This window comes from Pandoraea pneumonica (genome assembly GCF_902459645.1).
Taxonomy (GTDB): domain Bacteria; phylum Pseudomonadota; class Gammaproteobacteria; order Burkholderiales; family Burkholderiaceae; genus Pandoraea; species Pandoraea pneumonica.
This window is the reverse complement of sequence record NZ_CABPSK010000004.1, coordinates 450,273-471,565: the sequence shown is the minus strand read 5'-3', so window position 1 is coordinate 471,565 and position 21,293 is coordinate 450,273. Positions and strand designations below refer to the sequence as shown.

Below are 21,293 nucleotides of genomic sequence, written 5' to 3'. Positions count from 1 at the left end.
GTCAACCGTGTTTGACCGGGAACAGGCCTTGCGGACGCACTGCGAGCACCGCAGCCATGACAAGGTAGATGAGCATCGAAGCGAGCGCGGGGCCAGCCGTGTCGGCCGTGCTGCGCTCCATGAGACTGCGCAGCAGCGTGGGCAACAGCGTGCGGCCGACGGTATCGACCACACCGACGATGAGCGCGGCAAGAAACGCGCCGCGCACCGAGCCGATGCCGCCGATCACGATCACCACCATCGTCAAAATCAAGATCGGTTCGCCCATGCCCGGCTGCACCGAGAGGATCGGGCCAGCCATCAGCCCGGCAATGCCCGCGAGAATCGCACCCAGCCCGAACAGCAGCGAGTTGAGTAGCACGATGTTCACGCCAAGCGCGCCGACCATCTGGCGGTGCGTGGCACCGGCGCGAATCAGCATGCCGATGCGCGTGCGGTGAATCAGCAAATAGCAGCCCAGTGCAACCGCAAGCCCCACGACGATGATCAGGAAGCGATAGGCCGGGTATTGCAGCCCGAACAGATCGACAGTGCCGCCCAGCCACTCGGGCACTTCCATGTAGTAGGGCGACGGGCCCCAGATCATGCGTGCGAGTTCGTTGAAGAACAGAATCAGGCCGAACGTGGCGAGCACCTGATCGAGGTGATCGCGGTCGTACAGCGTCTTGAGCGCGATGAGTTCGACGATCAGCCCGATGATCAACATGGCCGGAATGATCGCGATGGCGGCCAGCGCAAATGAACCGGTGTGGTTGTAGACGGTGGCCGCAATGAACGCGCCCATCATGTACAGCGAGCCGTGGGCGAGGTTCACGAAGTTCATGATGCCGAACACGAGCGTGAGCCCGGCCGCCATCAGAAACAGCAGTACCCCGAGCTGTAGGCCGTTCAGGCACTGCATGATGAACAGGGTCAGGCTCATGCGGCCCCCCCAATCAAGCCCATCTGACGGAAGATCGCCTGCGTGAGCGGGCTGGTGGCATCGTTCAGCGTCAGCACGATATCGAAGTGATTGGTGCCCGGCATCGGCACGTATTCACCTGCGAAGCCGCGTTCGCGCCAAGCGGCGAGATAGTCGGTGCTTTGGCGTTTGAATTCAGCTGTCTCGGTCTCGCCATACGACACCACGATCGGGCAGCCGTGCGAAGGCAAATGAAACTGCGGGCTGTTGCGTGTCGCGTCTTCGGCCGAGAGTTTCATCCATTCGTTGATATGCGTGAACGGAATCGGCGTGAGATCGAACAAGCCCGAGAGCGGTGCCGCACCGGCGACAACGTCTTCCGGCACGCCGTATTGCGCATGCCAGCCTTGCGAGAGCAGCATGCCCGCGAGATGCCCGCCAGCGGAACTGCCGCAAACGTGAATGCGTTTCGCGTCGCCGTGATGTTCGCCGATATGGCAGTACACCCAAGCGAGGGCGCGGCGGGTCTGGTCGACGATAGTGTCGAGCGACGCGCCGGGGGCGAGCGAATAGTTGATCGTGACGACGGTCGCACCTGCCTGGGTGAACGCCGGGGCCATATTGCTGGAGTCGCTCTTGTTCAGCGCGCGCCAGTAGCCGCCGTGAACGAAGAAGAACACCGGGGCGCCGGGGGCGGGTGCGGGGAAGATGTCGAGCGTCTCGTCGGGATGTTCGCCGTAGGCGACGTCGAGGACGCAGGGGACCGTAGCGCGGGCATGCGCGCTCTCGGCGGCGTATTGCTTCAGGATGTCGAGAACGTTGGGCGTGGTGGCGCGGGCGTTGTACTCAACGTCCAGCTCGGCCTCGTCGAAATTGCGGTAGCGCTTCATAAACCCTCGATAGTGCTCAGGTAATGCTCAGCTCGTACAGATCGTGCGGGTCGTGCAAGAACAGGGCCGCCGGTGCCGATCGTTCATCGGCACCAGGGCACACTCGGTAGTGCCCGGCATCGCCCGTGATGCGCACGGGCAATACCGAGATACCGAGAAAGACGAATCACACTAAGCGATCGAACTTACGACTTGATCTTGCACTGCGCGGCCAGGTCGGCACGCGTCTGGATCTTGATCTGGCCCTTGGTCGCGAAGGCAGCGCCTGCGCTGTCCTTGACGACGTCCACGCGATAGAACTGCGCGACCGGGAACTGATTGCTCGCAAACTTGAACGGACCGCGCACCGACGAGAAGTCGGCTTGCTTGAGGGCCGCGCGCAGCGCTTCGCGATCGGCGACACTGCCCTTCGTCTTGGTGAGCGCCGAGTCGATCAGGTTGGCCGCGTCGTACGACTGCGCGGCGTACATCGACGGCACGCGGTTGTATTTCTTCTGGAAGGCCGCGACGAACTGCTTGTTCTGCGCGTTATCGAGATCGGGCGAGTAGGGGGCGCTGGTAATGGCACCCACGGCGAGTTCCTTGAGCGCGGGCAGGGTCGAGCCATCGATGGTCGAGACCGAGATCAGCGGAATCTTGCCGAGCAGCCCGGCCTGACGGTATTGCTTGACGAAGTTCACGCCCATGCCGCCCGGGTAGAACACATAGACGGCGTCGGGTTTGGCGGCTTGCAACTGGGCGATTTCCGCCGAGTAGTCGGGCTGATTGACCTGCGTGTACACCTCGTCGACGATCTGGCCCTTGTAGTCGCGCTTGAAGCCGTTCACAGCGTCGCGACCGGCTTGATAGTTAGGCGCCATGACGTACATCTTCTTGTAGCCCAGATCGGTCGAGAGCTGGCCACCGGCTTCGTGCAGTTCGTCGTTATCCCACGAGGTCGAGAAGAAGTTCGGCGAGCATTGCGCGCCAGCAATGGGGGTCGGGCCGGCGTTGGAGCCGACCATGACCACGCCCGCGTTGGTCACGTTCTTGTGAATGGCCATCATGACGTTCGAGAACGTCACGCCGGTGATGAGCGACACCTTGTCGCGCTCCACGAGCTTTTGCGCGGCTTGCACGCCCACGTCGGGCTTGAGCTGGTCGTCTTCCTTAATCACCTGCACGGGCACACCGCCCAGCTTGCCGCCCTTTTGCTCGACCGCGAGCATGAAGGCGTCGTACTGGTCCTGACCGAGCGCGCCGCCCGGGCCGGAGAGCGTGCCGATGAACCCGATCTTGACCTGCGCCTGTGCGCCGCCCGCCGTGAACATGGCGGCAGCCGCGGCGATAGCGCCCAGGACTGCGATCGTTTTGCGTTGCGTGGTCTTCGTTCCCGTCATCATGGTCTCCAAACTAAGTTCCGGAACTGGCAAACACTGTCAGCAGAGAGTCCGTGCCGGGCGGCCTGAGCGCTTCTTGATGGCGCTCATGGCTGGTCCGGCACGTCGACTTTATATGAATTGTTTAAGCATCAAATATTTCAGTGCCCAGCCTAAACGACGCCTATTACGTAGGCAAGCAATTTCAAAAACACCTCGGGAAAGCACCAGTTACAGCCCGAAGAACTCTCGGGCGTTGCCCACCAGAATGCGCTCGCGGGCGTGTGCGTCGAGCTCCGGCTGTTCGGCCACGAGCTTGCCGATGTCTTGCTCGCCCAGCGGGAACGGGTGGTCCGAGCCAAGCATGATGCGATCCACGCCCATCGTCTCGACCAGCAGGCGCAGCGCGCGCGGATCGAACACGGCGCTGTCCACGTAAAAGCGGTCGAGATAATGAGACGGCGGATGCGGGCTGTCGGCGCGCACGATGTCGCGGCAATGCCACGCGTTCTCGGCGCGGCCCAGCAAATAGGGGAAGCCGCCGCCGCCGTGGGCGAAGCACAGCTTGAGCGAGCGCGGCAGACGCTCGAACGCGCCCGAGAGAATGAGCGAGAGGATGGAGAGTTGCGTCTCGGCGGGCATGGCCACGAGCCACGGCATCATCCACTTCTTCATGCGGCCGTCGGTCATCATGTCCCACGGGTGCACCAAGACGGGGATGTGTTCGTTGCCGCAGTGCCGCAAGAACGCCACCAGATGTTCGTCGTCCAGATCTTTCGGGCCGAGGTGATTGCCGATCTGCACACCGACGTGGCCGGTGGCCTTGGCGCGCGAGGCTTCGGCACACGCCAGATCGAGATCTTGCAAAGGCACCTGCGCCATGGCTTTCAGACGCGTGGGGGCGTAGGCGCAGTGTTCCAGCGCGAGATCGTTCATGCGCTGCACCCAGTCCATCACGGCGTGGCCGTCATAGCGATACCCGAACATGATCGGCGTGGCGCAAACCACTTGCAAATCGATACCGTGGCGATCGAGTTCTTCGATGCGCAGCGCCGGGTCCCACAGAGCGCGATAGACCGGGCGAAACGCCTTGTCGGCGAGCATGATGTTGCCCGTCTCGCCGCCTTCGTCGATACGCAGCCACGGCGCGGTGGCGGCGTCCAGTCGGGCCGCTTCTTCGCGCGTGATACGCGGGAAGAAGTGGGCGTGCATGTCGATTTTCTTCATGAAATGACTAATGGTGTCGGGTGATGGGCTTGGCGCTGCGCCTGAAATTGGCGAATCGCGTCAGGCGGCTTTCGTGGCGGCGCGTCCCGGATGGATTTCTCCGCAACCCGGGCAACGGCGCAGCGTCTCGCTGCCGTAGAACGCTTCGAACAGCGGCGGCAGGTCGGTCACGATGCTCTTCAACTGCACTTCGACGCGATGCACCTGCGTGCCGCAGTTCAGGCAGTACCACTCGAAGCCGTCGACAAGACCTGCCGGGCGCTGGCGCTCGATCACGAGGCACAAGCTGTCGGCTTCAGGCCGTTGCGGCGAATGGCGCACATGCGGCGGTAGCAGGAAAATGTCGCCCTCCTTAAGATCGACGCGCTCTTCACGGCCATCGATCCACAACTTGAGCCACGCATTGCCCTTGAACTGGTAGAAAAATTCTTCGAGCGGATCGTCGTGATAATCGGTGCGGTGATTGGGGCCGCCGACCACCGTCACGATGAAGTCGCTGTCCTGCCAGACTTGCTGGTTGCCGACTGGCGGCTTGAGCAGGTGCGCATGCTCATCGATCCAGCGCTGGAAATTGAAGGGTTTGCCATACGTCAACATGCTGTCTCCCGGGTCATGTCGCGATGAATCAGTGTTTTTCAGTTGGCGTTGTACTCAACGCGCGCGCGGCGAATACGCCACGCATTTGATTTCGATGAGCAGCAGCGGGTGCGGCAACTGATGCACGGCCACCGTTGTGCGCGTGGGGCCGTTTTCGTCGAAGTACTCGCCGTACACCTCGTTGTAACCGCCGAAGTCGTTCATGTTCACGAGAAACGAGCCCACTTCGACCACGTCGGCCAGCGTGGCGCCTTCGCTCGCGAGAATGTCGCGAATGTTCTCGATGACGGCCCGCGTTTGCTCGCGAATGTCGAGCTGGGTCACGCCCAGCGCATCGACTTGTGCACCGGCGTAGCTGTTATCCGGGCGGCGCGAGCTGGTGCCCGAGACGTACAGAAAATCGCCTGCGCGTTTGATGTGCGGGAATTTGCCGCGCGGCTTGGCCTTGCCTTCGACCACGCGGGCTTGCGTGTCTTGCGATTGCGATGCGCTCATGAGTGTCTTGTCTCCGTGTTCTTGTGGGGATGGCGCACGGGTGCGGGGGTATCGACCCCCATCGATAGCCCCCGCACCGTCGCCTCACATTGTCAGGTCAGAGTTTGATGCAAATGTTGGTAATTTCGGAATAGAAGTCGAGCGAGTGACGCCCGCCTTCGCGCCCGAGGCCCGAGAGCTTCACGCCGCCGAACGGCGTGCGCAGGTCGCGCAGGAACCACGTGTTCACCCAGACGAGCCCCGTCTGGAACTGACGCGCCACGCGATGCGCACGCGACAGGTTGGTCGTCCACACGCACCCGGCCAGACCGTAGTCGCTGTCGTTCACGCGGCGAATCACTTCGTCTTCGCTATCGAACGGCGCCACGTGGCACACCGGGCCGAAAATCTCTTCGCGCACGCAACGTGCCGTGTCGGGCAGGCCGGTCCAGACGGTCGGCTGCACGAACGCGCCTTCGTCGCGGGCGTCGCCAAACGTGGGCACACCGCCGCCGGTCACGACCGTCGCGCCTTCTTCCACCGCCAACTGATAGTACGAGAGCACTTTCTCGCGGTGCTTACGCGAAACGAGCGGGCCCATCTGCACGCCCGGTGCGTCCGGCGCGTCGATGCGCAGCGCGGCGGCGCGCTCGGCCAGCGCGGCGACGAAGCGTTCGTAGATCGGGCGCTCGACGTACACGCGCTCGGAGCACAGGCAGACTTGGCCCGCGTTGGTGAACGACGAGCGCACCACGCCGTCGACGGCAGCGTCGAAGTCGGCGTCAGCAAATACCACGGCGGCATTTTTGCCACCGAGTTCGAACGAGATTTCTTTCACGCCGTCGGCCACGGCTTTCATGATCGCGCTGCCCGTTCGCGATTCACCGGTGAAGGTGATGGCGCTGACATCGCGGTGCTTGGTCAGGAATTCCCCGGCCGAGTTGGGCCCGAAGCCGTGCACGAGATTGAACACGCCGGGCGGCACGCCAGCGGCGTCCATCACTTCGGCCAGCAGCGTGGCCGACGACGGCGTTTCTTCCGACGGCTTGGCGACGACGCAGTTGCCCATGGCCAGCGCCGGTGCCACTTTCCACGTAAAGAGCAACAGCGGCAGGTTCCACGGCGAGATGATGCCGATGACACCGAGCGGCTTGCGGACGACGTAGTTCATCACGTCGGCACCATCGGCCGCGCGCATCTCGTGCATCTCGGTGCCTGCCGTCTTGATCAGATCGGCAAACATGCGGAAGTTGGCGATGCCGCGAGCGATGTCGAGCGTGCGGGCCTGTTCCACCGGGCGGCCGGTGTCGGCGACTTCAGCGGCGACGAAGTCATCGAAGCGCGCCTGAATGCCGTCGGCGATGCGGTGCAGCACGGCGGCGCGCTCGGCGGGCGTGGTCTTGCCCCACGGGCCGTCGTGTAGGGCGCGGCGCGCGGCGGTGACGGCGCGATCGACGGTGGCGGCGTCGGCTTCGCAAACCTTGGCGATGAGTCGACCGTCGACCGGACTCACGTTATCGAACTGACGATCGGTGGCAACGAACGCGCCATCCACGTAATGCCGCAGCAGCGGCGGAGTCGAAAGGCTCACGAGGTCTCCAGAAGCTCTAGTGTTTTGCGGGGCGGCGGCGCAGCCAAGACGACATGCCACCGCCAGATGCCCTCAAGTCTAGGCATCTGTCGATATAAAAAATAATGAAATCTACTGTGGTGACTATTCCTATGTGGAATAGCAAGGTGTGCCGGGTCTGCCATTGCCGAGACGCCAGCGTCCGAAAGCCCGCCGATGGATGTCGACAGCGTATGCGCTGGGGGGCGACGAGAATTGCCATTCCCTTTTTACCGGGCAGATTGAATGAACCCGAATTGTTCTCAGGTATCCGTCATCAGACGGTTTTCTCCGTATCCGAGCCCGGCGTCGCTGGGTTGTACAGATGGCATTCGGCACGCGTCCGCGGATCACGCGCATCGAACGTGCGCCATCGAAGCCGCCGCTGTACCGGCTCCAAACGCGTTGTAAACGTACGACAGGGGGAATGAATCAATGAAGTCCGAACGTAATACGCCACGGCAGACCGTGCCCTTTGCCCCCTATGCCTTGCACACCGGCAGGGCATCGCCGTCTAGATCGAATCGCGCCGTGCCGTCGGAGATGCGGCCCGTCGCTGGGGCGGACGATTCGGCAGCCTTCGCGTACACCGCCGTTTATCTGCGTTTTGCCGAGGGCATTTCCCGTGTGCTTCAGACGTCCATCGAATTCGTCGTCACTGGACATCGGAACGTAAGTTTCCGGCATGGCTGGCCCGACGGCGGTACGTGGACGGTACAGTTGATGTCGCTACATGGTCCCGGCGAGCTGATGAGTCATGACATCGTTAATGTCGGCCCGCTGAACGCCGCACATCGGTCCATGACACCAATCGGCATGCTGTATGGCAGCGCAGTGAACCAGGAATTGCTGCATCTCGACCTCACGTACCGCGATGCGCGTAACAACGAAGCCGAACACTACGTTCATCTCGTCCCCAGGCCTAGTGCGCTCGCCTGGGCAGGTGCCGCGATTCGGCAATGTCAGCGTGCGCAGGCCGCGGCCGTCTTTCAACCGCAGGGTGCACCGTCGGGCGAGGCGTCCAGTCCGTCCGACATTCCCCGCGCGTGGCACCCGCTGTACCGCGATTTGCCGCTGGTAACGCTGCAAGATGTGGACTTGTTCGAGCAGGATGTGCAGAGCTATCTCTTGCGCAGCGTGCCGAGCCTATCTGGCCCGTACCCGGCATCCACGGCAGCTTCCCCGCAGCCTTAAGCGGCACGCTTGCCGGTCAACCCCGCCCTTCGTGGCTGGCCCGTGCACGTGCGGCGCGCAAGTCGCGCGGTGTGCGGTCCTCGCCGATGGCGGCGGGGGGCAGGTCGGTATCGAGGCACTCCACCAGATGCGCGTTGAGCACGGCCGCGAGTCCTTCGCCGCCGCGGCGCATCACATAGTTGTGGTTCCAGCGAAAGAGCGGCTGGGCGAGCGGGGCCAGCTTGCTCATCCACGCGCGCGCTGTGCGCACGTCCCACGCATAGCGCACGACCGTGATCGTGCCCTCGGTGTCGAAGCGCCAGACGCCGGTGCCTTCCGCTTCGCCGCTGGCTTCCACCCGAATCTCGCGCATCGGCTCGATGTGGGTGACCCGTGTGTCAATCGTGAGCGAGTAGGGGAGCGCGCCATGCCAGGTCAAACGCCGTGCCGCGCCCACACCATCGGCAGCCCCCGCATCGAGCGTTTGCACTTCGCGCACGCAGGGCCACCAGCGGGCCCAGTGATCGACGTCGCGAATGGTGTCCCAGACTTCGTCGAGCGGTGCTGTGAGCCGCCACAAGGTAAGGAAGTGATATTCGTTCATGGCCGATCCCGGTCGTAGTGGGTTGGCGTGAGCCACCTAGCCGTCACGCCCGATGCGAGGGGAATTCCAGTATAGGTCGCATCCTCGGGCTTCGACGGCGGGGCTTCTCTGTCATCAAGTCATCACAATCCATCCATAGAATCCCCGAGTGAAAACGTTTTCGTAAACGTTTACATTTGCGCAAAAGCCGCTAACGGTTGTTATTGCTCGGAAGGGTAAACCGTTGGCAGCACGACAAAAGGAGACGGGGCGTGGCAGATATTCGGGATGTGGCGCAGCGCGCGGGCTGTTCGATTGCGACGGTGTCGCGGGCGCTCAATTCGCCGCAGCTAGTGCGCCCGGAGACGCTGGCTCGCGTGCAGGCCGCTGCCGCCGAACTGAAATTCCGCCCGAACGCGCTGGGCCGCCAGTTGCGCGGCGAGCGCACCGGTCTCATCGGCGTGATGCTCCCCACGCTGGGCAACCCGGTGTTTGCCGACTGTCTGGAAGGCATTGAGGCCGCCATCGACGGCACCGGCCGCCGCCTGTTGCTCGTCACCACCCAATACGACCCCGAACGCGAGCGCAACGCCATCGAAACGCTGCTGCAACAGCGCGTGGACGGCTTGCTGCTGACCCTGGCCGACGCCGAACACAGTGCGCTGGTCGACGACCTTGCCGCTGAAGGCGTGGCTTGCCAACTCGTCTACAACGATGCGCCGAACCGGCCCTGCGTGTCGGTCGATAACCGCGCCGCCGCCGCCCAAGGCGTGTCGATGCTGATCGAAGCCGGCCATCGCGACATCGTGATGGTGACCGGCGCGCTGCATGCGTCCGATCGCGCCAAGCGCCGCTTTCTCGGCTATGGCGACGCCATGCAAGCCGCCGGGCTCACGCCGCTGCCGGCCGTCGAAATCGATTTCAACAGTGGTGCCCGTGGCGAACGCGTGCGCGAGTGGCTGGCGCAGCGCGAGCGCGACGGCGCGCGTCCCACGGCGCTGTTCTGCTCGAACGACTTGCTCGCGCTTGGCGCGATGCGCGCCCTGCGCGAAGCCGGGCTGCGCGTGCCGGACGACATCTCGGTGCTTGGCTTCGACGGGCTGGCCGTGGGCGAACTGCTTTCCCCGACGCTGGCCACGGTGGTGCAGCCGAGCGTCGAGATCGGCCGCCATGCAGCGCAACGCCTGCTGGCCCAGATCGACGGGCGTGCGGCCTCTGCCGCGCCGGGCACCGTCGATGCGAACCACGCACTCATCCTGCCGCACGCGATTCGACGTGGCGGCACGGTGGCTGCGCCGCCGCGCCGATGAGTGGCGGCAGGGCATCGCTCATCGCAGCACGTGGCACCGGTTTTCATTCAGTAAGTCGGCACAGTACGCGGCACCCGTTTTCATTCATTCAGTAGGTCGGCAGTACCGGAAGTTAAGTCAGACACACAGGAGCCCATAGAAATGAAGCTTTGGATCACCCGCGCCGCCCGCACGCTGGCGCTTTTCACCTTGCTCGGCGCTGGCGCCGCGCAGGCCCAGCAGACGGCGATCTGCTACAACTGCCCGCCGGAATGGGCCGATTGGGCCGGTCAGGTCAAGGCCATCGCGCAAGACACCGGCATTCGCGTGCCGCTCGACAACAAGAACTCGGGTCAGGCTGTTGCCCAGTTGATCGCCGAGCAGAAAGCGCCGGTGGCCGATGTCGTCTATCTCGGCATCACCTCGGCCATCGAAGCCGGTAAGAAGGGCCTGCTCGCCCCGTACAAGCCCGCGCATTGGGATCAAGTGCCCGCCAACATGAAGGATCCGAACGGCCTGTGGACCACCATCCACTCGGGCACGGTCGGCTTCTTCGTGAACCGCGACGCGCTCGAAGGCAAGCCGGTGCCGCGTTCGTGGGCCGACCTGCTCAAGCCGGAATATCGCGGCATGGTGGGCTATCTGGACCCGAGCAGCGCCTTCGCCGGTTACGCCGCAGCGATTGCCGCCAATCAGGCCCTGGGCGGCTCGATGGACAACTTCGGCCCGGCCATCAGCTTCTTCCAGAAGCTCAAGGCCAACGCGCCGATCGTGCCGAAGCAAACCGCTTATGCGCGCGTGCTCTCGGGCGAAATTCCGATCCTGATCGACTTCGACTTCAACGCCTATCGTGCGATCTACAAGGACCGCGCCAACGTGCAGTTCGTGATTCCGATGGAAGGCACCGTGTCGCTGCCGTACGTGATCGCGCTCGTGAAGAACGCGCCGCACGCTGACAACGGCAAGAAGGTGATCGACTACACGCTCTCCGACAAGGGGCAGGCCCATTGGTCGCAAGCGTTCCTGCGTCCGGTGCGTGCCAACACGATGCCGGCTGACGTGGCAGCAAAGTTCCTGCCCGCCACCGACTACGCGCGTGTGAAGCCGGTCGATCTTCAGAAGCTTGCCGACCAGCAGGATGCGTTCGGTCAGCAATATCTGAAGAACGTGCGCTAAGCACGGGCGACGGGACTGAGAAAGAGGAACAAGACGATGCGAGACCTGACCCTGCCGCGCGGTTGGCGCGTGGCACTCCTGCTGCCGGCGCTGGCGGTGTTTCTGGCCTTCTGGCTGTTGCCGATGGCGGCGCTTGTGCAGGTGAGCGGCGACGGTCACGCGTTCGAGACCTATCGCGCCATTCTCACCAACGCGCGCTATCTCGACAGCCTGTGGCAGACGGTGGTGCTCTCGGCACTGGTCACGCTCGCCACGCTGGCACTCTCGCTCGTTGCGGGCCTCTTTCTCACCCGGCATAACTTCGCGGGCAAATCGATCCTCGTGTCGATGCTCACGTTGCCGCTGGCATTCCCCGGCGTGGTGGTCGGCTTCATGGTCATCATGCTCGCGGGACGTCAGGGCTCGATTGGCGACCTGACGTCAAAGCTCGTCGGTCACAAGCTGGTGTTTGCGTATTCGCTGGCCGGGCTCTTTCTCGGCTATCTGTATTTCTCGATTCCGCGCGTGATCCTCGCTGTGATGGCGGCGGCGGAGTCGCTCGATCATTCCCTCTCGGAAGCGGCGTCGTCGCTGGGTGCCGGGCCGTTTGCCATTCTGCGCGACGTGACGCTGCCCGCACTCGCTCCCGCGTTGATCGCCTCGGGCGCGATGTGCTTCGCGACCTCGGTCGGCGCGTTCGGCACCGCCTTCACACTCGCGACCGACATCGACGTGCTGCCGATGACGATCTACACCGAGTTCACGCTCAACGCCAACGTGGCGACGGCAGCGGCGCTCTCGGTGATTCTCGGCATCGTCACGTGGGCCGTGCTCATGCTCGCGCGCAACTTCGCCGGGCAGACGGTTGCCGCCGGAGGCTGATTCGCATGCTCAAGAAAACCCTTTTCACGCTGCAACTGCTGCTCACGCTGCTGATGTGCGCGTTCTTGCTGGTGCCGGTGGGAATGTCGATTCTCGCCGGATTGTCGGTGAATTACTTCCGTGGCCCGTCGGCCGGTCTCACGTTTAAGTGGGTGATTCAGGTCTGGCAGGACTATCACGACGCCATTCTCAACTCGCTGTATGTCGGCGCGGCCACGCTCATTCTCGTGACGCTGCTGGGCGTACCGGCGGGCTATGTGCTCGCGCGCTGGAATAGCCGCATGGCGCGCTGGATCGAAGAACTGCTCACGCTGCCTATCGCGCTGCCTGGGCTGGCGAGCGCGCTGGCGCTCATCAGCGTGTACGGCGGCATGCGCGGGTTTCGCGAGAGCCTCGCGTTCATCGTGGTGGGGCACGTGATCTTCACGCTGCCGTTCATGGTGCGTGCCGTCGCGGCGGCCTGTGCCGATACGCGTATCAAGCTGATGGAAGAGGGCGCGGCGAGTCTCGGCGCGAGCTTCCTGCGCCGCTTCATGACGGTGGTGCTGCCCAATATCCGCAGTGAAATCGTTGCGGCGGCGCTCATCGTGGTGACGCTCTCGCTCGGTGAATTCAACCTGACGTGGATGCTGCATACGCCCGATACGAAGACGCTGCCGGTGGGGCTGGCAGACGCTTACGCGTCGCTGCGTCTGGAAATCGGCAGCGCTTATACGGCGGTGTTTTTCGTGCTGATCGTGCCGCTGCTGATCGTCATGCAGATGACGGCGCAGCGCGCCAAGATCCGCAACGCTCGCGGCCGCACTTGAACCCCGCCCATCGAATGCCTAGGAAATTGCAATGAAACTGACTTCGATTCCGATCCATCTCGAACGCTGTGCCAAGACGTTCAATGGCAACACCGTCTTGCAGCCGCTCGATCTGACGATCGGTGCAGGCGAGACGCTGGTGCTGCTCGGCCCGTCGGGTTGCGGCAAGACCACCACGCTGCGCATGATCGCGGGCCTAGAGCGTCCGGACGCAGGCGGACGTGTGCGCTTTGGCGATGAAGACGTGACGCGTCTGCCGATCGAAAAGCGTCGCGTCGGCATGGTGTTCCAGAACTACGCGCTGTTCCCCAACTTCACCGTGCGCGGCAATGTGGCTTACGGCCTGAAACTGCGTGGCCTGCCCTCGGCACAAGTCGATAAGCGCGTGAACGAACTGCTCGATCTCGTGCATCTGACGCCGTTTGCCGATCGTGCCATCGCACAGCTCTCGGGCGGACAGAAGCAACGCGTCGCGCTGGCGCGTGCACTCGCGCCGGAGCCACGCGTGCTGCTGCTCGACGAGCCGCTGACGGCGCTCGACGCAAAGCTGCGCGAAACCGTGCGCGCCGATATGGACAAGTTGCTACGCGGGCTCGGCGTGACGACGGTGTACGTCACGCACGATCAGGATGAAGCGATGGCGCTGGGCGATCGCATCGTGGTGATGAGCGCCGGGCGTATCGAGCAGATCGGTGCGCCGCGCGACATCTACTATCAACCGGCGTCGCGCCACGTGGCCAATTTCGTCGGCACGCTCAATCGCATTGCCGGGGTGTGGCGCGATGGCCACTTCCATACGGAAGGCGGACGGCTGGCTTGCCCGGACGTGCGCGCCGACGCGCAAGAACTGTACTTCCGCCCGGAAGATGCCATTGTGGTGCCGCCGGTCGATGCCCCGCTCGTCGGACAAATCGAAGCCGTGCAATTTCTCGGTGACCGCACGCGCCTGACGGTCGGCGGTGTGTCACCGGCCGGTGCAGTGCTGGTAGAAGTTTCGAGCCGTCGCGAATGCCGCGTCGGCGATTCGGTGGGCTTGTCGTTGCCTGCCGCTCATGTCTTTACGCTTCACGGATAACCCGCTCATGCTGTTCGCGCAAATCAGCGACCTTCACATCAAACGGCCCGGCAAACTGGCCTATCGGCGCGTGGATACCGCCGCTTATCTCGAGCGCTGCGTGGCGCGTTTGAATACCCTCGTGCCGCGGCCCGACTTCGTCGTGCTCACGGGCGATCTGGTGGACTTCGGCGCACGCGAAGAATACGAGCATCTGCGCCGTTTGCTCACGCCGCTCGAAATTCCGTACTACCTCGTCATCGGCAATCACGACGGGCGCGATGCCTTGCGCGAAGTGTTTCCCGAGCATACGTATCTCGGCAAGCCGGGCGACTTCGTGCAATACACGGCGATGTTCGGGCCGTTGCGGCTCGTCGCGCTCGATACGCAAGACCCGCCTAACGGTGGCGGCCGTCTGTGCGACGAGCGACTCGATTGGCTCGAAGCTACGCTCGCCGCCGACACGGCCACACCGACGGTCATCGCCATGCATCACCCGCCGTTTGCCTGCGGCATCGAGCACATGGACGTGCAAGCGCTCGACGCGGGCGATGCGGCGAAACTCGCCGCAGTAGTGCGCCGCTTCGATAACGTGGAACGGCTGATTTGCGGGCACGTGCATCGTCCGATTCACACGCGTTTCGCTGGCACCATCGCCAGCGTGTGCCCATCGCCCGCGCATCAGGTCGCGCTCGATTTGCGCGAGGGCGGGCCGTCAGCGTGGGTGCTCGACCCGCCCGCATTCCAGTTGCACCGGTACACGCCGCAAAGCGGGCTCGTCTCGCATCTCGGCTTTGTCGACGATGCGGGCGGCGCGCATCCCTTCTACGACGCCGCTGGCAAGTTGATCGACTGAGCGAATCGATCGAGTTCGTCGACTGAGTTCGTCAACCGAGTTCATCAACTGAGTCGGTCGACGATATCAACCCAGATCGAGCGCCTCCGGACCGAACACTTCGCGATGGATGCGCTCGGCGGGCACCCCCAAGTCGCGCAGGGCACGCCACTGCGTTTGCATGAACGGGGTGGGGCCGCACAGCAGGTAGTCCGCGCCGTCGGGCAATGCCAAGCGGCTCACGTCCATGCGGCCAGCGAAGGTGTAGTCGGTGCCTTCGCGCTCGTCGGCCAACGGCGTCTCGAAGAACGTGGCGACACGCAGGTGCGGCAATTGCGTGCCCGCGTGCAGCCACTGACGGCGCAGCGCAACATGTGCCGCGTTGCGTGCGGCGTGTGCGAACACGATCTCGCGGCGCGAGCCATTGGCCGCCAACGTGGCGAGCATCGACATCATCGGCGTGATGCCTACCCCTGCACTGAGCAATACCAGCGGATGCTCGGCATCGAGCGTCGTCGTGAATTCGCCGTACGGCGGGCTCACCTGCACGCGATCGCCTGCCTTGAGATTCGCATGCAACCAGTTCGAGACCTGCCCGGCGGGCTTGCCGTTCGAAGCGTCTTCCCGTTTGACGGTGATACGCCAGTGCGACGCACCCGGCGCGTCCGACAGGCTGTACTGGCGGCGCTGACGCAGGCCGTCCGGCAGCGTGACGGCGACGCTCACATATTGTCCCGGCACGAATTCGCCCGGTGAGGTGCCTTCCGGCGTTTGCAGATAGTACGAGACGATGTGTTCGGTTTCGCGATCGACATCGGTCACCACCAGCTCGCGCAGTGCGCCCAGCGGCGCATGCGTGCGCTCCGACAAGCGGGCCTCGGCAGCGATCAACTCGCCCGCCAGCAGCCAGTACGCTTCGTCCCACGCGGCGATCAGTTCGGGCGTGGCCGCGTCGCCCAATACGTCTTTGATGGCGGCCAACAGATGGCGACCGACGATTGGGTAGTGCGCAGGCGTGATGCCGACCGAGACGTGCTTGTGCACGATGCGCTCCATGACCGGTGCGAGCGCGGCAGCGTTGTCGATATTGGCCGCATAGGCAAACACCGCCGAGGCGAGCGATTGCTGTTGGGCACCGCTTGCCTGATTCCCCATGTTGAAGAGATCGCGCAGTTCGGGGTGAGCCTCGAACATGCTGGCGTAGAAGTGACGCGTGATGGCGAGTCCGTGGTCGCGCAGCACCGGCACGCTGGCGTCGATATACGGGCGGGAAGCAGCGGAAAGCATGGGGCACACTCCGAAGTGTTGTGGTTGTGAGTCGGGCGCGACGCTGAGGGCGTCAGACGTCGCGCACTACGGAGTGATTATAAGATGTAAAACAAATGCATCTTTAAAGGTGCGTCCGAATGCCGCATGGCAATCGGACGGGAGATGCGACGTGTCGCACGTGGCAGCGGCTGGCGGTGAGGCCGTCAGGCGGCGATCACCAACTGATGTCGAGCTTACGGGGTGACGTCAGAGTGCGACCAGCGGAGATAGTGCGAAGCCACGAAACGGAAATGTTCACGCTGAGGCGGGGGGAGCAGGTTGATGGCCGTTTCTCCTCTCGCATTGGGAAGATGGGGATCGGCGCCGGCGGCCAAGGCGGCGATGAAGGCGACAACGGCTGCGCTGCTTTGTGACGCAGCCGGCTGAAGTGTCTTGGCCAGGTGATGCAGTACCGAGTTCATTTCCGCATCGGTGGCAGATGGGCTCGCGTCGAACTGGAGCAACACGCGCGCAGCGTCGATGTAACCGTCACGAATCAGGCGAACGGTGAGCGGTGTGCCTTCGAGATCGGAGACCATCAGCGTAGTGCGATGCTCGACCATAAGCGCAACGCAATCTTCCAAGTCGTGGGTCGTTTCGCGCGGTGTCCGTCCAGCATCTCGCGCGGCGCGTGTTACGGCGACGAGCGCTCGGTAGAGTAGCGGGTTGCCTTCCCGGTCGCATTGGTTGGCACAGACACCGATGTCGAGCAAGAACGGGAGCCACTCGGGGGCATGGATGGCGCACAGGTGCGTGAGCGGGGGCAGCGTCTGCCCGGTGTTGAACGGATCGGGGACATCGTTAGCGGCGTCGCGTCCGACCGCAACGAGAACCCGCAGCGCCGGACCGATGTCCATGGCAGGCGGCTCGTCGATAGCCTGGACGCGAAGAAATTGGCTGACGTAGTCGAAGAATAGCCGTTGGTAGCCGTCCGGTGTCGAGCCGTACTCGAGCCAGAGCAGCAGCCCTTCGTCGGAGGACAACAGCTCGAGATCGTTGCGATCGGGCCATTCGTGCGGCAGTCTCGTGCGGAACATGCCGGTGTCGCGCAGCTGATCGAGTGTTCGCTGAGGTGGGGGGGAGACAAACAGCGAGATCACGGTATCGCGAAGCTTTGCCGCATCGGCTGTGGACTGTCGCGCAGACGTGGTGGCGAACTTGCACAGGGCGAGAAGTTCATCGGCGGCGGCACACCCAGAGCGTCGAAGCATAGACAACAGTATCGACGAGTCGATGCGACCCTCCCGGTGCGCGCTTAGTACCTGCTTCAGCGGTTGTTCCAAGAGGGCGTTCAAGTTGGGGCTAGGTTCGCGTGGCGTGGAGGCGGCGGCTGGCCACGTGCGTGGCGAGATGGGGACTGACGAATTCGAGAGAGGCATGGTGGGCGAGAAAGTGCGCGAGATAGCGAGCTAGTTGAGAAGTGCGGCATCTTGCGTGTGGGCCGGCGTCGGCGCTATCGCAATCGTCGGCGCCATTGCGGACTCTGTACGGCGGCTGGCGCGCTTACAATGTCGCTCTGATGCGTTTTTCACTGTAGTTTGCCCATGTCCGATGCCAACGACCTCGGGGCCACGACGCCCGAGACAGAACTCCAAAACGAAGCGACCGCCGCTGTGATTGCCGCGACCCGTCACTGGCTCACGCGCGCCGTGATCGGTCTCAATCTTTGCCCGTTTGCGAAGGCCGTGCATGTGAAGCGGCAGATCCGCTATGTCGTGAGCCATGCGCACGATATGGAGGGCGCGCTGCTCGATCTGGAGCACGAATTGCAGTGGCTGGCCGAGGCTGACCCGCAAGCAGTCGACACCACGCTGCTGATCGTGCCCGACGCGCTGCTCGATTTCCACGAGTACAACGACGCCCTGTTCTTCGCCGAGCGCATGCTCAAACAGTTGGGGCTTGAAGGCGAGCTACAGGTGGCGAGCTTTCATCCGGACTATCAGTTCGACGGCACCGAGCCGGACGACGCAGAGAACTACACCAACCGTTCGCCGTACCCGATTCTGCATATCCTGCGCGAAGACAGTATCGACCGCGCGGTCGAAGCCTTCCCGGAAGCCGAAGAGATTTTCGGGCGCAACGAAGCGTTGCTGCGCAAGATGGGCGTGGCCGGTTACCACGCTTGGATGGCTGAGCCCGCAGAAGACGAAGACGGCGCGAACGATAACGCGATAGGCGAAGGCGATCAGTCAGCGGGTGAGGGCAAGTCAGGGCAGTAATTCATGCGTCGCGCGTCCGCGAAGCGGGACACGGTACGCGCGCTCAATTGACGTCTGAAAACCGGAACCGCGCAGAACTGCGCGAGAAAACAAAAAACCCGCCAAGCATATGCATTAGCGGGTTTTTTAGGACTTCATCACATCCAACGATTTAAGTCGCTGGTGCCGGAGAGAGGAATCGAACCCCCGACCTTCTCATTACGAATGAGCTGCTCTACCGACTGAGCTACTCCGGCGCTGCGAAGAAGTGAGATATTAGCAGGTTTTCGGCGATTGTCACTACTTTTTTCAGAGATTTTTTATCGTCGGCGCGGGCGCGCCGCGTAAATCCTTGAAATTACAGAGTTCCTGCGCTTCGTCGCCGCGAAAATTTTTTGTCGGCAGTGCGCCAACTTCGCGACGACGAAAGTGATCGCCTCACCTTGCTTCTATCGGTTACTTCTGACCGGCTTCGTGGTGATAGCCCGTCACGCGCTCGACTTCGTTTTTCGAGCCGAGGAACACGGCAACGCGCTCGTGCAACTTCTGCGGCTGAATATCGAGAATGCGCTGCACGCCGTTGGTCGCAGCACCGCCAGCTTGTTCCACGAGGAAACTCATTGGGTTGGCTTCATACATGATGCGCAGCTTGCCCGGCTTGTCCGGATCACGCTTGTCGGCCGGGTACATGAACACACCGCCGCGCGTGAGAATGCGATGCACGTCGGCCACCATCGAGGCGATCCAGCGCATGTTGAAATCCTTGCCGCGCACGCCTTCCTTGCCTTGCAGCAACTCGCCGATATAACGCTGCACCGGCGGATACCAGTGACGTTCGTTCGACATGTTGATGGCAAATTCCTTGGTGTCTTCCGGAATGCGCATGCCTTCTTGCGTGAGCACCCACGACCCCATTTCGCGATCGAGCGTGAAGCAGTTCACGCCATGGCCAGTGGTGAGCACCAGCACGGTCTGCGGGCCGTACACGGCGTAACCGGCCGCCACTTGTTGCGTGCCGGGTTGCAGGAAGTCTTGTTCGGTCGGGTCCGTCACGCCTTCCGGGCAACGCAGAACCGAGAAGATCGTGCCGATCGACACGTTGACGTCGATGTTCGACGAGCCGTCGAGCGGATCGAACATCAGCAGGTATTCGCCTTGCGGGTAACGGTTGGGAATGTGGAAGACGTCTTCCATCTCTTCCGACGCCATGGCCGCGAGATGGCCGCCCCATTCGTTGGCTTCGAGCATGATTTCGTTGGAAATCACGTCGAGCTTCTTCTGGACTTCGCCTTGCACGTTCTCGCTGCCGGCGCTGCCCAGCACGCCGCCGAGGGCGCCCTTGGACACGGCGTGGCTGATCGACTTGCACGCGCGCGCAACGACTTCGATCAACAGACGCAGCTCAGCGGGAATATTGCTGTATTCCCGCTGCTGTTCGATGAGGTATTGGGTGAGGGTCTTGCGGCGCATAGCGGCCTCCAAAAGCAAAAAATGCGTTCGTATTTCGTGACGGACGCAATTTTACCCGTAAAGACCCGCCGCCCCGGCGAAAAAACGCGGGGCGGGCGCTTTCTATCAGTCGAGACCGTCGAACAGCGCGTCGTCCGGGCCCACATGCGACGGCGAGCGCCACGTGGCGTCGCGCATGCTGTGCTGCACTTGCTTATCCACGCCGAGCAAAATCGCGAAGATCGCCATGCGCACCGGAATGCCGTTGTCGGTTTGACGGAAGATCGCCAGACGCGGGTCGTGATTCAGATCGGTCGACAGATCGTTGGCTCCCGGACGGCTGTCGCGCGGCAGCGGGTGCATGATGATCGTGCGGCTGTCGCAGTACGTGTTGATCAGCGCTTCGTTGATTTGGAAATCCGGCGTGTAGCCTTCGATCGCCTCGTCGGCAAAGCGCTCTTTCTGAATGCGCGTCGCGTAGACCACATCGGCACCGGCCAGATCGGCGAGCGAGTTGCTCTGCACGATCACATGACCGTTCTGCGAAATCTGATCGAGAATGTACGTCGGCATTTCCAGCGACGGCGGCGAAATCAGCGTGAATTTCAGGCCGCGATACAACGCCAGCAGCTTGATCAGCGAGTGCACCGTACGGCCATAACGCAGGTCGCCGACCATCGCCACGTGCGCGCCGTCGACCAGCTTGCCGAGGCGCGAGAACTCGCGGCCGATGGTATAGAGGTCGAGAATCGCTTGGCTCGGGTGCTCGCCGGGGCCGTCACCGCCGTTGATCACCGGAATGTTGGTGGCGCGCGCAAACTCGGCAACCGAACCCTTTTCCGGGTGGCGCACGACTAGCGCATCGACGTAGCCGCTCATCACGCGGCTCGTGTCGTAAATCGACTCGCCCTTGGCCATCGACGAGAATGTGAAGCCGGTGGTGTCGCACACCGAGCCGCCCAGGCGGCAGAAGGCCGAGCCGAAGCTCACGCGAGTCCGGGTACTGGCTTCGAAGAACAGATTGCCGAGCACTGCACCTTCGAGCACGCGCGAGATCTTCTGGCGGCGGGCAATCGGTTGCATGATGTCGGCAACGTGGAACAGCTCTTCGAGTGAATCGCGCGAGAACTGGTCGACGGAGATCAGATGCGGCTTGCCGTCGAGGCCCATGCGTTCACGCAGCGGCTTGTGTGCGCTTTGCGTAGATTCCGCAGACGGTGCTTCGCGACCGAGAATTTCGCCGACGAATTTCTCCACGATGCTCGGCATCGTGCGATATTCGCTCGAATCTTCGGGAAGCAACCAGGTGTCGAGGGCGCGCCGGCGAACGCCGATACGCTCGGCGAAGGTGTCGCGGGTCATGTTCAGGCGACGCATCGCGTCGCGCAAGAAAGTCTGCTGTGCACTCATGGTCGGGTCGGCAGGGCTGTGTACGCGATGCGTATAATAGGCGTCGATTCGTTGTTTGTCCAGCAAAAGACGTGCTCCTCGCGGGGCCGCGC

General features: G+C 63.0%; 20 protein-coding genes and 1 tRNA gene. 8 read left to right on the top strand and 13 right to left on the bottom strand.

Annotation, left to right across the window (positions count from 1 at the left end; genetic code table 11):
- Position 1: 1 nt before the first annotated feature.
- The 7 genes from PPN31114_RS21210 to PPN31114_RS21180 all read right to left on the bottom strand — a co-directional run bounded on the left by PPN31114_RS21210 (position 2) and on the right by PPN31114_RS21180 (position 7,038).
- Positions 2-922, bottom strand: a complete 921-nt coding sequence (locus PPN31114_RS21210; protein WP_150681488.1) for a branched-chain amino acid ABC transporter permease — start codon at positions 920-922, stop codon at positions 2-4.
- Positions 919-1,791, bottom strand: coding sequence for an alpha/beta hydrolase (locus PPN31114_RS21205; RefSeq protein ID WP_150681487.1), 873 nt, complete (start codon positions 1,789-1,791; stop codon positions 919-921). The genes PPN31114_RS21210 and PPN31114_RS21205 overlap by 4 nt, the downstream gene beginning before the upstream one ends.
- Before the next feature lie 185 nt (positions 1,792-1,976).
- Positions 1,977-3,170: an ABC transporter substrate-binding protein gene (locus PPN31114_RS21200; RefSeq protein ID WP_150681745.1), complete on the bottom strand. Its 1,194-nt coding sequence runs from the start codon at positions 3,168-3,170 to the stop codon at positions 1,977-1,979.
- Positions 3,171-3,380: 210 nt separating this feature from the next.
- Entirely contained in the window at positions 3,381-4,376 is a 996-nt protein-coding gene (locus tag PPN31114_RS21195; RefSeq protein WP_150681486.1) for an amidohydrolase family protein, read from the bottom strand.
- A gap of 60 nt (positions 4,377-4,436) precedes the next feature.
- Positions 4,437-4,973 carry a 3-hydroxyanthranilate 3,4-dioxygenase gene (locus tag PPN31114_RS21190; protein ID WP_150681485.1) on the bottom strand — a complete coding sequence of 179 codons (537 nt, stop codon included), beginning with the start codon at positions 4,971-4,973 and terminating at the stop codon, positions 4,437-4,439.
- 54 nt (positions 4,974-5,027) lie between these two features.
- A complete protein-coding gene (locus tag PPN31114_RS21185; RefSeq protein WP_150681484.1) occupies positions 5,028-5,468 on the bottom strand; it encodes a RidA family protein in 441 nt (146 codons plus the stop codon).
- Between the two features lie 97 nt (positions 5,469-5,565).
- Positions 5,566-7,038, bottom strand: a complete 1,473-nt coding sequence (locus tag PPN31114_RS21180; RefSeq protein ID WP_150681483.1) for a 2-hydroxymuconic semialdehyde dehydrogenase — start codon at positions 7,036-7,038, stop codon at positions 5,566-5,568.
- 453 nt (positions 7,039-7,491) lie between these two features.
- Here PPN31114_RS21180 and PPN31114_RS21175 point away from each other — a divergent pair, with 453 nt between their 5' ends.
- Positions 7,492-8,250: a hypothetical protein gene (locus tag PPN31114_RS21175; RefSeq protein ID WP_150681482.1), complete on the top strand. Its 759-nt coding sequence runs from the start codon at positions 7,492-7,494 to the stop codon at positions 8,248-8,250.
- Positions 8,251-8,266: 16 nt separating this feature from the next.
- On the opposite strand, the gene PPN31114_RS21170 is transcribed toward PPN31114_RS21175, so the two are convergent.
- Entirely contained in the window at positions 8,267-8,833 is a 567-nt protein-coding gene (locus tag PPN31114_RS21170; RefSeq protein ID WP_150681481.1) for an SRPBCC family protein, read from the bottom strand.
- Between the two features lie 251 nt (positions 8,834-9,084).
- On the opposite strand from PPN31114_RS21170, the gene PPN31114_RS21165 reads away from it, so the two are divergent.
- The 6 genes from PPN31114_RS21165 (at position 9,085) to PPN31114_RS21140 (ending at position 14,857) form a co-directional block, all read left to right on the top strand.
- On the top strand, positions 9,085-10,122 hold the full coding sequence (locus tag PPN31114_RS21165) for a LacI family DNA-binding transcriptional regulator (RefSeq protein ID WP_150681480.1): 1,038 nt from the start codon (positions 9,085-9,087) through the stop codon (positions 10,120-10,122).
- A 141-nt stretch (positions 10,123-10,263) separates the two neighbouring features.
- On the top strand, positions 10,264-11,277 hold the full coding sequence (locus PPN31114_RS21160; RefSeq protein WP_150681479.1) for an extracellular solute-binding protein: 1,014 nt from the start codon (positions 10,264-10,266) through the stop codon (positions 11,275-11,277).
- A 36-nt stretch (positions 11,278-11,313) separates the two neighbouring features.
- Positions 11,314-12,138, top strand: coding sequence for an ABC transporter permease (locus PPN31114_RS21155; protein ID WP_150681478.1), 825 nt, complete (start codon positions 11,314-11,316; stop codon positions 12,136-12,138).
- A gap of 5 nt (positions 12,139-12,143) precedes the next feature.
- Positions 12,144-12,947: an ABC transporter permease gene (locus PPN31114_RS21150; protein WP_150681477.1), complete on the top strand. Its 804-nt coding sequence runs from the start codon at positions 12,144-12,146 to the stop codon at positions 12,945-12,947.
- 31 nt (positions 12,948-12,978) lie between these two features.
- Positions 12,979-14,022, top strand: coding sequence for an ABC transporter ATP-binding protein (locus tag PPN31114_RS21145; protein WP_150681476.1), 1,044 nt, complete (start codon positions 12,979-12,981; stop codon positions 14,020-14,022).
- A gap of 7 nt (positions 14,023-14,029) precedes the next feature.
- Positions 14,030-14,857 carry a phosphodiesterase gene (locus tag PPN31114_RS21140; protein ID WP_150681475.1) on the top strand — a complete coding sequence of 276 codons (828 nt, stop codon included), beginning with the start codon at positions 14,030-14,032 and terminating at the stop codon, positions 14,855-14,857.
- Positions 14,858-14,923: 66 nt separating this feature from the next.
- Here PPN31114_RS21140 and hmpA read toward each other — a convergent pair whose 3' ends face one another.
- Together hmpA and PPN31114_RS21130 are read right to left on the bottom strand one after the other, a co-directional pair.
- Positions 14,924-16,123, bottom strand: a complete 1,200-nt coding sequence (hmpA, locus tag PPN31114_RS21135; protein WP_150681474.1) for an NO-inducible flavohemoprotein — start codon at positions 16,121-16,123, stop codon at positions 14,924-14,926.
- 215 nt (positions 16,124-16,338) lie between these two features.
- Positions 16,339-17,427 carry an ankyrin repeat domain-containing protein gene (locus tag PPN31114_RS21130; RefSeq protein WP_150681473.1) on the bottom strand — a complete coding sequence of 363 codons (1,089 nt, stop codon included), beginning with the start codon at positions 17,425-17,427 and terminating at the stop codon, positions 16,339-16,341.
- 261 nt (positions 17,428-17,688) lie between these two features.
- On the opposite strand from PPN31114_RS21130, the gene PPN31114_RS21125 reads away from it, so the two are divergent.
- Entirely contained in the window at positions 17,689-18,363 is a 675-nt protein-coding gene (locus PPN31114_RS21125; RefSeq protein ID WP_150681472.1) for a DUF1415 domain-containing protein, read from the top strand.
- A 160-nt stretch (positions 18,364-18,523) separates the two neighbouring features.
- Here the strand turns inward: PPN31114_RS21125 and PPN31114_RS21120 are convergent.
- The 3 genes from PPN31114_RS21120 to PPN31114_RS21110 all read right to left on the bottom strand — a co-directional run bounded on the left by PPN31114_RS21120 (position 18,524) and on the right by PPN31114_RS21110 (position 21,201).
- Positions 18,524-18,599: transfer RNA gene (locus PPN31114_RS21120), tRNA-Thr, on the bottom strand.
- A gap of 199 nt (positions 18,600-18,798) precedes the next feature.
- The gene (locus PPN31114_RS21115; protein WP_150681471.1) at positions 18,799-19,812 is read right to left on the bottom strand and encodes a class 1 fructose-bisphosphatase; all 1,014 of its coding nucleotides are present in this window, start codon (positions 19,810-19,812) and stop codon (positions 18,799-18,801) included.
- A 105-nt stretch (positions 19,813-19,917) separates the two neighbouring features.
- Positions 19,918-21,201 carry an aspartate carbamoyltransferase gene (locus PPN31114_RS21110; protein ID WP_058377817.1) on the bottom strand — a complete coding sequence of 428 codons (1,284 nt, stop codon included), beginning with the start codon at positions 21,199-21,201 and terminating at the stop codon, positions 19,918-19,920.
- Positions 21,202-21,293: the final 92 nt, after the last annotated feature.